Raw genomic sequence first — 13058 nt, 5'->3', positions numbered from 1 at the left:
GCCTGACACGTGAAGCTGGACTCCATGTACCAGGACGTGATCCTGGACCACTACAAGAACCCGCACGGGCGCGGGCTGCGCGAGGGCGACGCCGAGGTGCACCACGTCAACCCGACCTGCGGGGACGAGATCACGCTCCGGGTGCGCTACGAGGGCGAGAAGATCGCCGACGTCAGCTACGAGGGCCAGGGCTGCTCCATCAGCCAGGCCAGCGCGTCGGTGCTGAACGAGCTGCTGGTGGGCAAGGAGCTGGCCGAGGCACGCCGCGTCCAGGAGACGTTCCTGGAGCTGATGCAGTCCAAGGGCCAGATCACCCCGGACGACGCCATGGAGGACGTGCTGGAGGACGCCGTCGCCTTCGCCGGTGTCTCCAAGTACCCGGCCCGGGTGAAGTGCGCCCTGCTGAGCTGGATGGCCTGGAAGGACGCGACGGCCCAGGCGCTGGGCGACGCCCCCGCGAAGGAGAAGACCGCATGACTGAGACGACCGAAGCCACCCCGGGCACGCCCGCCAGTGAGGAAGAGGTCCGCGAGGCGATGATGGACGTCGTGGACCCGGAACTGGGCATCGACGTCGTCAACCTCGGCCTCGTTTACGGTGTCCACGTCGATGACGACAACACCGCGACGGTGGACATGACGCTCACCTCGGCCGCCTGCCCGCTGACCGACGTCATCGAGGACCAGGCGAAGTCCGCGACCGAGGGCATCGTCCGGGAACTCAAGATCAACTGGGTCTGGATGCCGCCGTGGGGCCCGGACAAGATCACCGACGACGGCCGCGAACAGCTCCGCGCCCTGGGCTTCAACGTCTGAGCCCTTCCGCACTCCGCGCACGTCAGTGGGCTCCGGCACGCCTGCCGGAGCCCACTGACGTGCGCCCCGCCGAACGCGCGGAACTCGCCCGTCCCGCTGCCGGGTTCCCGACCTGGCGCGCTGCCTGCGCTGTCTGCGCTGCCCGCTGCGGGCCGCTGACAGCAGCCTGCATAGGCTGTCCGCATGGTGTACCTGACGCTGGGCGCGGCGATCTTCGCGGAGGTTCTCGCGACGACCTCGATGAAGTACAGCGACGGCTTCACCCGCCTGTGGCCCACGCTGGGTACGGCGGTCGGCTATCTCATCGCCTTCGTCCTGCTCGCGCAGGCGCTGAAGACGATGTCCGTCGGCACCGCCTACGCGATCTGGTCCGGCGTCGGCACGGCCGCCATCGCCACGATCGGCATGGTGTTCATCGATGAGCCGGTCACGTTCGCCCGCATTCTGGGCATCGTGCTGGTGATCGCGGGCGTGGTGGTCCTGAACCTGGGCGGCGCGGCGCACTAGAGACGGCCCCGGGACGGCGTTGGGTGCGACCGCCTCGCGAGACCGGTTCGCTTCGGCGCGAGCGGGCCGGTTAGGTTGACCGCATGACCGAAGCAGCCACCACCCGCACCACCGGCGCCGTCGCCGCCGGGCTCGCCACCGTCACCGCTGACGGCACCGTCCTGGACACCTGGTTCCCCCGCCCCGAGCTGGCCGCCGAGCCCGGCCCGGCCGGTACCGAGCGGCTGAGCGCCGAGCGCGCCGCCGAACTCCTGGGCGCGTCCGCACCGCGCGCACTCGGCCCCGACCCGCTGCGCGGCGTGGAGGTCATCGCCGTCCGCACGGCCATCGGCTCGCTGGACGCCAAGCCCGCCGACGCGCACGACGCCTACCTGCGGCTGCACCTGCTCAGCCACCGCCTGGTCCAGCCGCACGGGCTAAACCTCGACGGCGTCTTCGGCCTGCTGGCCAACGTGGCGTGGACGACGCTGGGCCCCGTCCCCGTCGAGACGCTGGAGGACGTGCGCCTGGCCGCCCGCGCCGAGGGCCGCCAGCTGAACGTCACCAGCGTGGACAAGTTCCCGCGCATGACCGACTACGTCGCGCCGGGGGGCGTGCGCATCGGTGACGCGGACCGGGTCCGGCTCGGCGCGCACCTGGCCGAGGGCACGACCGTCATGCACGAGGGCTTCGTCAACTTCAACGCGGGCACGCTCGGCACGTCGATGGTCGAGGGCCGCATCAGCGCCGGGGTCGTCGTGGGCGACGGCTCCGACATCGGCGGCGGCGCGTCGATCATGGGCACGCTCTCCGGCGGCGGCAAGCAACGCGTCGTCATCGGCGAGCGCTGCCTGCTCGGCGCGGAGGCAGGCATCGGCATCTCGCTGGGTGACGACTGCATCGTCGAGGCCGGTCTCTACGTCACGGCGGGCACGCGCGTGACGCTGCCGGACGGCGACGTGGTGAAGGCGCTTGAGCTCTCCGGTGCGAACAACCTGCTGTTCCGCCGCAACTCGACCTCCGGCGCGGTCGAGGCCCTGCCGCGCTCCGGCTCCTGGGGCGGCCTGAACGAGGCCCTGCACAGCAACAACTGAGCTGCCACCGGGCGGACTTCCCTCCCCGCCGGTCCCGTGGCGGGGCTTCGCCCAGGCCCCGGAGAGCGGCTTCACCCGGTCTCAAGCTCCCCTGGCCACCGCTGCGGGAGCTTGCCGACCGGAGCCGGAGGTGACGCCTCCGCACGGTGGTAAGCCGCAGAGCCGGGGGCGCCGCCCGCCCGGTTTCGCGACACGCTCTAGTCCCGGGCACGCCCGGAACGTGGATACGCTGACCCGCATGAGCGATCTGGGCACGGGAGTGCGCCTGTTGGGGCGGGGACAGCGGTGGGTGGCGAGCCACAAGCGGTGGTACGGGTTCGGGCTGATCCCGGCCGCGCTCGCGCTCACGCTGTACCTCGCCGCCCTCGTCGCCCTCGGCCTGTACGCCGGTGACCTGGCCGCCTGGGCCACCCCGTTCGCCGACGACTGGCAGGAGGCGTGGCGCACGCCGCTGCGCGTCACCGTCGGCGTACTGTTCTTCGCCGGCGGCCTGATGCTCGCGGTGCTCACGTTCACCGCCGTCACCCTGCTCATCGGTGACCCGTTCTACGAGAAGCTCTCCGAGACGGTGGAGGCCAGCGAGGGCGGCGTGCCCAGCGGGCCGGAGCAGCCACTGTGGCGCGAGCTGTGGCGCTCGCTGTGCGACAGCCTGTACGTGCTGATGTGGGCGCTGGCGTTCGCCGTGCCGCTGTTCGTGCTGGGCTTCGTGCCGTTCCTCGGGCAGACGGTGGTTCCGGCGCTCGGGCTGTGCGTGTCGGCGTTCTTCCTCACCGTGGAGCTGACCTCCGTGGCCATGCAGCGCCGGGGTGTCCCGGTGCGCGAGCGCATGCGCGTGCTGCGGGGCCGCAAGCGGCTGGTGCTGGGCTTCGGCGTCCCGCTGGCGGCGGCGTTCCTGGTGCCGTTCGTCGCGATCTTCCTGATGCCCGGCGCTGTCGCCGGTGCGACCCTGCTGGTGCGCGAGCTGACGCCGGACCAGCCGTCCGGCCCGGCGCCCGTGCCCGCCAGCCCCCTGGGCCGCTTCGGCCCGCCGACCGCCTGACACGGCGCGGCGGGCCGTGTGCGCCGTGTCAGGGCCTAAAGCGCAGCACCTGCGGGTCGTGGTCGCTGGCCTGGTCGGCGAACTCGGCGCCCACGTGCACGATGTCGTAGTCGTAACACCGGATGCCGGGGGAGACGAGCGTCTGGTCGAGCACCTGCGCGTTGCCCTGGAACACGTAGGTGTACCGCTCGTCCCGGGGCAGCGAGTACGCCGCGCTCTCCAGCACACCGCCTGCGGTCAGCAGCCGCGTCGTCTCGGAGAACTCGAAGTCGTTGATGTCGCCGAGCACGACGACGTCCGCCTTCTTCTGCACGGCCAGGATGTCCTTGACGAAGGCGTTCACCACCCGCGCCTGCTGGTGGCGCTGCTCCTCGGAGGACCGGTTCGGCGGCTGGAAGCGCGAGTGCAGCGCCTGGTCGCCGCCCTTGGAGGCGAAGTGGTTGGCGATGACGATGACCGGCCTGCCACGGAAGCGGAACTCACCGGCCAGCGGCTTGCGGCTGTTCTCCCAGGCGGGGTGAGCCGGATCGACGCGGCCGGGCGAGAGGGTCAAAGCCGCCTTGCCCCGGTGTCTTACGACGTCGGTGGGTGTGGTCGCGTCGCCGCCGGGACGGTCGGTGAAGGACACCCGGGCGGGGTTGAACAGGAAGACGTTGCGGATGTTGCCGCCGGGCTGGCCGCCGTCCCGCTTGTCCTGGGGCGCGATGCCCCGCCACGCGTAGCGCGGGCCGCCCGCCGCCACGATCGCGTCCGTCAGCTGCCGCAGGGTCTCCTCGGCGGAGACGGTGCCGTCGTCCGCCGGGCCGCTGTTGTCCTGGATCTCCTCCAGCGCGACGATGTCGGGCGCGGCCAGGTTCTCCACGATGCCGCGCGCGAGCCGGTCGAACGTGCGCTGCTCGGCAGCGGGGGAGAGGTTCTCGACGTTGTAGGAGGCGACGGCCAGTTCCCGCCGGTCCTGCGGCCGGGTGCGCTCCGGCCGGAGCCCGGCGTCACGTATCTCGCCCAGCTCGCGGGCGGCCAGTAGGTAGCCGCCGAACTGGTCGTAGTCCAGCGGGCCTTCGGTGCCCCCGGCCAGGACGTCACCGGTGTCGGCGACGGGGAAGGGCCGCTGCGCCACGGGGGTGAGCGAGGTGACCTTCAGGCGGCCGGAGTTCTGCTCGTCGTACCCGGCGTAGCGGGTGCCGCCGCGCTCGGTGCGGTTCTGCCACGGCTCGATGGTGATCCACAGGTCGTGGTAGCGCGAGGTGGGGCCCACCACGCGCACGTCCTCCACGCGCACGTTCATGCCCTCCAGCGACTCGTAGCGGTCGAGGGCATAGCGGCCGGGACGCAGCGGGAGTCCGGTGATCGTGCCGTCCGTGCCGGTGCCCTGGGGCGCGTACCGCTCGGGCACCGCGCGCCGGTCCAGCACGACGGGTTCGGGGAGCGGGTTGCCGGAGGAGACGACGGTGACCTCCGCGCCGGATATCTGGCTGACGGACTGGTTGCCCGAGCCTGTTCCGCCGTAGGTGTACTCGCCCACCCGGCCGCTGACCAGCACCGCGTCACCGGGCTCGACGGTGGGCGTGGAGCGAGTGAAGACGAAGATGCCCTCGCTGGTGGCCCGGTCGCCGTCGCCGTGGGGGTCCTGAAACCAGAAGCCGCGTGAGCCGTAGGGGCGCACGCCGGTCACGACGCCGGGCACCTCGCGCACCTGCTGCCCGGCCAGGGGGCTGACGCGGGTCTCGCCCTGAATGTCGTGGATGCGGACGTCGGCGGCGGCCTGGGAGCCGGAGGCGGCCGCGGGTGTGGCGGGCAGGGTGATGGCGGCCACGGCCGCGAGGGCCAGGGCGCGGGGGAGGCATGTGGAGCCGGGCGGCGTTCGTCTCCGGCCCGTCGGGCCGCCCGGAACACGCCCGGTTTCGGGGGTGGGGTGGAAGCTGCGTCGAGTGCTCAAGAGCGGTCCCCTCAACAGGAGTGCGGATGGTGGGGGCGGGGGATCTCTACGCGCGTAAAAGTCGCCCACAGGGGGGTGGTTGTCAAGGGACGGCGCATGGCCCGGGGGAGACGGAACAGTGAACGGCCCGGGCGGTCCGCCGCTCCGTCTAGGCTGGTCCCCAGCGGCCGTTTTCCCCCGTCCGCCCTATGACGTTTCGCGTTGTGGCCCACCTGGTGCCCTGACCGTCCCGCCCCCGAGGAGCCCGAGGCCGATGTCCGGTGACGACCGCCCCACCATGCCGCCCGTACGGCTGCCCGACGAGGCCGAACTGGCCCGGGACGCCCTGGCCGCGCCGCTGCTGAGCCGGGCGGCCGCCCTCGCCCGCTGGGCCGGGGACGGGGTGCGGCTGACGGTCGCCGGGGACCTGCCCGAGCCCCGGCTGGCCGAGGCCGCCCGCGAGCTCGGCCTTGGCGACGCGGGGGAAGCGCTCGGGGAGACCGTCGAGGCGTGGCACGCGGCCGTGGACGCCGCCCTGGTGGAGGTGACCGTCGAAGAGGAGGCCGACGGCGAGGGCTTCGACGACCTGGGAGAGGAGGTCGCCCGCACCGGGGACGCGGCCAAGCTGCTCACCCAGGGCGGCCCCGAGCAGGTCCTGGAGATCTGGCGCGACGTGTGGGAGGCGGCCGTCAACACCGCCGGGACCCCCAGCTTCGAAGAGGTGATGGCGGCGGCTGGCTGGCCCGCCGACCTGGACGACGGCGCGGCACCCGACCCGGACACCGTGGAACCCGACCTGGACTGGGACCCGCAGGAGTCCGCCGACTTCCTCGACGCCGCGCTCGCCAACCTCTACCTCCTCACCGCCGAGGACCCGGCCGTCGCCGACGGCGCGATGGTGCCGCTGCCCGTGCTGGCCGCCTCGATGGTCGTCCCCGACGACATGGACCACCCCACCGACGCCGTGCTGGAGGACGTCTCTGAGGTGATGATGCGGCTCGACGCGCAGTTGCGCGTGCTGGAGCCGTCCGGCGGGGTGGAGTACCGCCCGGTGGACGAGGCGCTGTTGCAGGAGGCCGAACCGCACGAGGGAGAGGAGCCGCCCACCGCGCTGTCCACCGCCTCGGAGCTGCCGGAGGAGGAACTGAGCCGGTACGGGATGGTCCGGTTCACCCCGCTGGGCCTGTACGGGGAGCGCGCCAGCATGCTCGACGCGGGCGTGCGGGCACCAGCCGTGGGTGACCTGGTGGACGCCGACGCCCCCGCCCTGCTCGCCGCCGTGACGGCCTACCCGGAGGCGCTGGCCCAGGTGGAGCTGGAACAGTGGCTGGCCCGGCGCCCCGCGCTGGACGCCGCCCGGGCGCTGCTGGACGCCGCCCGGGGCCGGGACGCGCTGGCCCCGCGACGCCGGCTGCTGTGCCAGCAGGGGCTCGCGGCGGCCGGAGCCGAGGCCGAACCCGCCCTGCGGGAGGTGCTCGATGACGCCGAACTGGGCGGCCTGGCCCGGGTGTGGCTCGCCGAGCACGGCGCCGCCGATGTCCCGCCGCCCGGCGAAGAGCTGATCTTCTGGCTCACCGTGGACACGCTGGCCGCCCAGCTGGACCCGGACGACCCGGCCGCCGCCGCTCCGGAGCTGAGCGAGCTGATGGCCGGTCTGGTGGCCCAGCACAGCGGGTTCTTCGACAAGGCGTGGCGCGTGGAGCACCCCGCCACGCCGCTCGTGCTGGAGGCGATGGCCCGTCTGCACCCTGACCGCGCGGCGGCCAAGGCGGCCCGTAAGGCGGCGTACAAGGCCCGCTCCCGCACCGCGTGACGATCACGGGCCAGGGCAGCGGACGCCTGCGTCGGCCCGCTCCGGCCGGGGCGGGCCGGTGGGCGCCACCCTTCGGCTGGAGCCGTCACCGGCGCGCGGGCCATCGCTGGTTCCACACCACGAGAGCTGCGCGGGGGCGCACGGCGCCTACTGCGTGCGTCCCCGCCACCTTGTGCCCGTGCCGCGCTCCAGCCGTCCGGTGGGCGCCTGTTACAGGGCCTGGCCTGCGGGCTTGACCAGGCTGCGCACCGTGCGGCCGTCCAGGAACTGGCCGAGCGCCGTCATCTCCCACTCGCCCGAGAACTGCCGGACGAACTTGCACATGAGGACGGCGGTGCGCGGCTCGGCGTCCGTCAGGTCGAACCGCACCAGCTCCTGGCCGCGTTCGTCCAGCAGACGGCAGTACGCCTTGGCGACCTCGCTGAACTTCTGCCCGGTGAAGGAGTTGACGGTGAACACCAGGCCCGTCACCTCCGGCGGCAGACCGTCGAGGTGGACGCGGATGGTCTCATCGTCGCCCGCGCCCTCACCGGTGAGGTTGTCGCCCGAGTGCTGGATGGCACCCCGCAGGATGGCCAGCTTGCCGAAGTAGCACTCGTCGATCTTCTTGCGCCGGGCGTCGAAGGCGATGACGGAGGCGTCCAGGTCGATGCTCTTGCCACGGAACGCCGGTTCCCAGCCCAGGCCCATGACCAGCGAGGAGCGCAACGGCTGGTTGTCCTTGACCAGGGAGACCGACTGGTTCTTCTGCAGGCTGACGCGCCCCTTGTCCAGATTGATCTTCCCCGCGCCCGGAGCCGGAGCGGCGGGCTGTGCGGGCTGTGCGGGCTGCACGGGCTGTGCGCCGGGAGCCGGAGCGGCAGGCTGCGCGGCCGCTGGGGCTGCCGGAGCGGAGACAGGCCCCGGGGCAGCGGGCGGCGCGGTGGCTGCCGGAGCCGGAGCGGGCTCCTCGACGGTGACGCCGAAGTCCGTGGCGATACCCGCCAGCCCATTGGCGTAACCCTGGCCGACCGCCCGCACCTTCCACGTGCCGCCCCGCCGGTAGACCTCCACCAGCACCAGTGCCGTCTCCGCGCCGAGCTGTGACGGGGTGAACGTGGCCAGCACCGCGCCGCTCGCGGCGTCCCGCACGGTGCCGGTGGGCTCGGTCCCCGCAAACGTACCGCCCGGAGTGTCCAGGCTCGCCGTTACTACGACCTTGTCGATCTCGGCCGGGATCGCGGCCGTGTCCACAGTGATGGTGTCGGTGCTGCCGCTGCTGCTGTGTGTCACGCCGGGGCCGGAGGGCTGGTTGTAGAACACGAAGTCGGCGTCGGAGCGCACCTTGCCGTCGGCGGCGAGCAGCAGGCCCGAGACGTCCAGCCGCACCGGAGCGGCGACCTCGACGGCCACCCGGGCCGCGGTCAGGGGCAGGTTCGAGCCGGGAGTCATAGCGGTCATGCCGTCGTTAACGACCGGCGGAGCAGCACGGTTCCACACCGCCGCAGCGACCGGCCCAGGCCCAGGCGACGGCTGCCCGCCGGACGCGGGCAGCCCACCGCGCCCACGAGCCCGGCAGTCCGGCGGGCGGCGGGGTGCCGACGCTCAGGCCCGCGTCGCTCGCCATCGGCCCAGCTCAGAATCCCCGTTGCGGCGTCCGGGTGACCTGTGGCACGGAAAGACGCAGCGCATGCCACGGGATGTCACCCGCGCGCGGCCCGCTCCGGGCCACGCGCTGTCCGGTGGCCATGGACAACTCTGGCCCGGTGACAGAGAGTCGGTGGCATGTCGCAACCGATGAGTGCCGAGTTCAGCCCCACGTTGACCTACCTCAACACCGCCGCCCATGGTCTCTTCCCGGCCCGCACCACCGCCGTCCTGCACGCGGCGGTGCGGGAGATGGCGGAGGCCGAGATGGACCAGGTCGGCTACTACGAGCGGGTCGAGGCCGCCCGGACCGCGTTCGCGCAGCTGGCGGGCGTGCCGCCGACGCGGGTGGCCACCGGTTCGGCCGTGGCCGTCCATGTCGGCCTGATCGCCCAGTCGCTGCCCGAGGGCACCGAGGTGCTGGTGGCCGACGGGGACTTCAGCTCGCTGGTCAACCCGTTCGCCGTGCGCCGCCCCGGACTCGTCCTCCGTTCGGTGCCACTGCCGGAGCTGGCCGACGCGGTGCGGCCCAGCACGGGGCTCGTGGCGGTCAGCGCGGTGCAGTCCGCCGACGGCCGCGTCGCCGACCTGGCCGCCGTCCGCGCCGCCGCCGGCGCCCACGGCGCCCGCGTCCTGGTGGACACCACGCAGTCCACCGGCTGGCTGACGCTGGACCCCGCGCTGGCCGACTTCACCGTCTGCGGCGCCTACAAGTGGCTGCTCTGCCCCCGTGGCACGTCGTTCCTGACGGTGCCGGAGGACGGCGGCGGGCTGCGGCCCCTGCACGCTGGCTGGATCGCGGGGGAGAACCCGTGGGAGACGTGCTACGGGCCGGTCGAGGAGCTGGCCCGCAGCGCCCGCCGCTTCGACGAGTCGCCGCCGTTCCTGCCCTACCTGGGCGCGGTGCCCTCCCTCGACCTGATCGCCGAGCTGGGCCCCGAGGCCATCGGGAAGCACAACCGGGGCCTGGCGGCCCGGTTCCGGGCTGGGGTGCGGGAGCTGGGGCACCGCCCGGTGGAGGCGGACTCGGCCATCGTCGCGGTGCCCGGCCTGGGCGACGCGGCCGAGGCGCTGGCCAAGGCCGGAATCCGCCTCTCCACCCGCGTGGGCAACCTGCGCGCCGCGTTCCACCTGTTCAACACCGAGGACGACGTGGACCGCGCGCTGGAGGTGCTGGGCGAGCACAGCCGCACCTAACGGTCACGGCGCCGGCGCCGAGTGCGGGCGCACCGGTGTCCGCACACAGAAACGCCCCCGGCCTGGGGGCCGCCCCGCGGAGGGCGGCACCCGGGCCCGGGGCCTCCTGGTTACCTGTCCCGGCCCGCACGCCGGACCGGGACCGACGCGGGTTACCTCACCGGGGTGAAGTCACGGGCGCCGAGGAACTCCGGCCGCCGCACGGGCGCGGCGAAGGGCTCCACCGCGGTGTTCTCCACGCTGTTGAAGACGATGAACACGTTGCTGCGCGGGTAGGGCGTGATGTTGTCGCCGGAACCGTGCAGGCAGTTGCAGTCGAACCACGTGGCCGAACCGGCCTCGCCGGTGAACAGTCTGATGCCGTGGGCGTCGGCGAACTTGGTCAGCGCCTCGTCCGAGGGCGTACCGGCGTCCTGCATCTGCAGCGACTTCTTGTAGTTGTCCTTCGGCGTCTCGCCCGCGCAGCCGAGGAAGGTCTTGTGCGACCCCGGCATGATCATCAGGCCGCCGTTGGTGTCGTAGTTCCTGGTCAGCGCGATGGACACCGAAACGGTCCGCATGTTCGGCAGACCGTCCTCCGCGTGCCACGTCTCGAAGTCCGAGTGCCAGTAGAAACCACGGGCGCCGAACCCCGGCTTCACGTTGACCCGGGACTGGTGGACGTAGACGTCCGAGCCGAGGATCTGCCGCGCCCGCTCGACGAGCCGCGGGTCGCGCACCAGCCCGGCGAACACCTCACTGATCTTGTGCACCTCGAACACGGTCCGGATCTCCTGCGACTGCGGCTCGACGATCGAGCGCTCGTCGCGGCGGATCTCCGGGTCCGAGATGAGCCTTTCCAGTTCTCCGCGGTAGACCGACACCTCGTCCGGGGTGATCAGCTGGTCTACTGCGAGGAACCCGTCACGCTCGTAGTCCGCCAGGTGCCCGGCCGTGATCGGGCCGGTGACGTCCGGGTCGGACCACACCACCGGGTCCTGACGCGGGACGGCTGCTTCGGTCGCCCCCCGGGTCGGGTAAAGGTCGGTGATGATGCGCTCGGGTGCGGTGGTCATGGGAGTTTCCTTCCTCTCCTCTCGCGCGGTCCTGTCCTTCGTGTCAGTCGTCTCCTGGGGAGTCGCCCCCACGCGGTCACGTGTTCCCCACAGGAAACATTCCAAAGACGCGGAGGGTGGTTCTCGCACCACACCCCGCGTCCGTGGCTCAGTCGTCCTCGGTGAGGAGCGGGTAGACGCCGTTCTCGTCGTGGTCCTCGCGCCCGGTCACCGGGGGGTTGAAGACGCAGATCACCCGGAAGTCCGTCTTCGGGCGCAGTGTGTGCTTCTCGTGCCCGTCGAGCAGGTACATCGTCCCGGGGCTGATCCAGTGCTTCTCACCGGTCTCGTCGTTGGTGAGCTCGGCTTCACCTTCGACGCACAGCACGGCCTCGATGTGGTTCGCGTACCACATCGAGGTCTCGGTGCCCGCGTACAGCACCGTCTCGTGCAGCGAGAAGCCGACCTTCTCCTTGGCCAGCACGATGCGCTTGCTGCGCCAGGTGCCCGACGCGGAGCGGATGTCGCGGTCGGTGTTCTCGATCTCCTGGAGGGAACGGACGATCACTTCTCGTGGTGCCTTTCTGATCGTTCGGCTGCCCGGTCGGGCAGCTACGGGGCGGCCCGCCCCGGATACGGGGCGGGCCGGAAGGGCGGTGCGTCAGACAGTCTCGCGGACGGCACGGGCCAGGATGCGCAGTCCCTCGTCAAGCTCCTCGGGCGTGATGGTCAGCGCGGGCAGCATCTTGACGACCTCGCTGTCCGGGCCAGAGGTCTCCACCAGCAGACCCAGCTCGAAGCAGCGCTTGGCGATCTGCCCGGCGTGCGCGGGCTCGGCCATCTCCATGCCCCACACCAGGCCACGGCCGCGATGCTCGACGACGGCCTCCGGGTGCTCCTTGGCGATCTCGCCCAGCGCCGCCTCGACCTGCTCGCCACGGGCCAGGGTCTGCTTCTCCATCTGGCCGTCCGCCCAGTACGTCTCCAGCGTGGCGGTGGCGGTGACGAAGGCCGGGTTGTTCCCCCGGAAGGTGCCGTTGTGCTCGCCCGGCTCCCAGATGTCCAGCTCCGGCTTGAACATCGTCAGCGACATCGGCAGACCGTAGCCGCTGATCGACTTCGAGATGGTGACGATGTCCGGGACGATGCCCGCCTCCTCGAAGGAGAAGAAGGCACCGGTGCGGCCGCAGCCCATCTGGATGTCGTCCACGATGAGCAGCATGTCGTGCCGCTCGCACAGCTCCGCCAGGGCGCGCAGCCACTCGGGACGGGCGACGTTGATGCCGCCCTCACCCTGCACCGTCTCGACGATCACGGCAGCGGGCTGGTTCAGGCCGGAACCGGAGTCCTCCAGCAGCCGCTCGAACCACAGGAAGTCCGGGGTCGTCCCGTCGAAGTAGGCGTCGAACGGCATCGGGGTGCCGTGCACCAGCGGGATGCCCGCGCCGGCCCGCTTGAAGGCGTTGCCGGTGACGGCGAGTGAGCCCAGCGACATGCCGTGGAAGGCGTTGGTGAAGGACACGACCGACTCGCGCCCCTTGACCTTGCGGGCCAGCTTCAGCGCGGCCTCGACCGCGTTGGTGCCCGTCGGGCCGGGGAACATGACCTTGTAGGGCAGGTCACGCGGGCGCAGGATGACGTTCTGGAACGTCTCCAGGAACGCCCGCTTGGCGACCGTGGACATGTCCAGCCCGTGGGTCACCCCGTCGCGTTCGAGGTAGTCGATCAGCGCGCGTTTGAGGACCGGGTTGTTGTGCCCGTAGTTGAGCGAGCCGGCGCCGGCGAAGAAGTCCAGGTAGGTGTGGCCGTCCTCGTCGTACATGTGGCTGCCCTGGGCCCGGTCGAAGATCGTGGGCCAGCCGCGGCAGTAACCGCGGACCTCGGACTCCAGAGTCTCGAAGACGCTCAGATCAGGCTGGGTGATGGTCACGGATGGCTCCTGGGAGTGAGTCGTGAAAAGCGTGAAGTCTGGTGGGGCCTGGCACCGGTCCCGGTCCCCGGGGCCGGACGTCGCGGAGACCGCCGGGCGGGGCGGGCCG

Annotated in this window: 12 protein-coding genes; 7 read left to right on the top strand and 5 right to left on the bottom strand. The window is 72.0% G+C overall.

The window, feature by feature from the left end; all coding sequences use genetic code 11:
• The first annotated feature begins 9 nt into the window (after positions 1 to 9).
• The 5 genes from sufU (at position 10) to JJV70_RS12185 (ending at position 3434) form a co-directional block, all read left to right on the top strand.
• Positions 10 to 477 (top strand): Fe-S cluster assembly sulfur transfer protein SufU, encoded by a 468-nt coding sequence (gene sufU, locus JJV70_RS12205; RefSeq protein WP_219047889.1) that lies wholly within the window; start codon positions 10 to 12, stop codon positions 475 to 477.
• Positions 474 to 815, top strand: a complete 342-nt coding sequence (locus tag JJV70_RS12200) for a metal-sulfur cluster assembly factor (protein WP_219047888.1) — start codon at positions 474 to 476, stop codon at positions 813 to 815. Before sufU ends, JJV70_RS12200 begins: the two co-directional genes overlap by 4 nt.
• 183 nt (positions 816 to 998) lie before the next feature.
• Positions 999 to 1322 carry a multidrug efflux SMR transporter gene (locus tag JJV70_RS12195; RefSeq protein WP_219047887.1) on the top strand — a complete coding sequence of 108 codons (324 nt, stop codon included), beginning with the start codon at positions 999 to 1001 and terminating at the stop codon, positions 1320 to 1322.
• 83 nt (positions 1323 to 1405) lie between these two features.
• On the top strand, positions 1406 to 2395 hold the full coding sequence (gene dapD, locus JJV70_RS12190) for a 2,3,4,5-tetrahydropyridine-2,6-dicarboxylate N-succinyltransferase (protein WP_219047886.1): 990 nt from the start codon (positions 1406 to 1408) through the stop codon (positions 2393 to 2395).
• Between the two features lie 238 nt (positions 2396 to 2633).
• Positions 2634 to 3434: an EI24 domain-containing protein gene (locus JJV70_RS12185; protein ID WP_219047885.1), complete on the top strand. Its 801-nt coding sequence runs from the start codon at positions 2634 to 2636 to the stop codon at positions 3432 to 3434.
• A gap of 28 nt (positions 3435 to 3462) precedes the next feature.
• On the opposite strand, the gene JJV70_RS12180 is transcribed toward JJV70_RS12185, so the two are convergent.
• On the bottom strand, positions 3463 to 5262 hold the full coding sequence (locus JJV70_RS12180; RefSeq protein ID WP_374227286.1) for an endonuclease/exonuclease/phosphatase family protein: 1800 nt from the start codon (positions 5260 to 5262) through the stop codon (positions 3463 to 3465).
• A gap of 361 nt (positions 5263 to 5623) precedes the next feature.
• On the opposite strand from JJV70_RS12180, the gene JJV70_RS12175 reads away from it, so the two are divergent.
• Positions 5624 to 7162: a hypothetical protein gene (locus JJV70_RS12175; protein WP_219047883.1), complete on the top strand. Its 1539-nt coding sequence runs from the start codon at positions 5624 to 5626 to the stop codon at positions 7160 to 7162.
• 210 nt (positions 7163 to 7372) lie between these two features.
• Here JJV70_RS12175 and JJV70_RS12170 read toward each other — a convergent pair whose 3' ends face one another.
• Positions 7373 to 8593: a TerD family protein gene (locus tag JJV70_RS12170; protein WP_219047882.1), complete on the bottom strand. Its 1221-nt coding sequence runs from the start codon at positions 8591 to 8593 to the stop codon at positions 7373 to 7375.
• Positions 8594 to 8926: 333 nt separating this feature from the next.
• Between JJV70_RS12170 and JJV70_RS12165 the strand changes: the two genes are divergently transcribed.
• Positions 8927 to 9985 (top strand): aminotransferase class V-fold PLP-dependent enzyme, encoded by a 1059-nt coding sequence (locus tag JJV70_RS12165; protein ID WP_219047881.1) that lies wholly within the window; start codon positions 8927 to 8929, stop codon positions 9983 to 9985.
• A 152-nt stretch (positions 9986 to 10137) separates the two neighbouring features.
• Here the strand turns inward: JJV70_RS12165 and thpD are convergent, their stop codons facing one another.
• The 3 genes from thpD to ectB form a co-directional block, all read right to left on the bottom strand.
• Entirely contained in the window at positions 10138 to 11040 is a 903-nt protein-coding gene (gene thpD / locus JJV70_RS12160; protein WP_219047880.1) for an ectoine hydroxylase, read from the bottom strand.
• Positions 11041 to 11188: 148 nt separating this feature from the next.
• On the bottom strand, positions 11189 to 11587 hold the full coding sequence (locus JJV70_RS12155) for an ectoine synthase (RefSeq protein ID WP_219047879.1): 399 nt from the start codon (positions 11585 to 11587) through the stop codon (positions 11189 to 11191).
• Between the two features lie 93 nt (positions 11588 to 11680).
• Positions 11681 to 12949, bottom strand: a complete 1269-nt coding sequence (gene ectB, locus JJV70_RS12150) for a diaminobutyrate--2-oxoglutarate transaminase (RefSeq protein ID WP_219047878.1) — start codon at positions 12947 to 12949, stop codon at positions 11681 to 11683.
• Positions 12950 to 13058 lie beyond the last annotated feature (109 nt).

The sequence above is a fragment of the Streptomyces sp. JJ66 genome (assembly GCF_019303495.1).
In the GTDB taxonomy this organism is placed as follows: Bacteria; Actinomycetota; Actinomycetes; order Streptomycetales; family Streptomycetaceae; genus Streptomyces.
The sequence above is the reverse complement of the archived record's forward strand: the minus strand, read 5'-3'. Positions and strand labels throughout refer to the sequence as shown.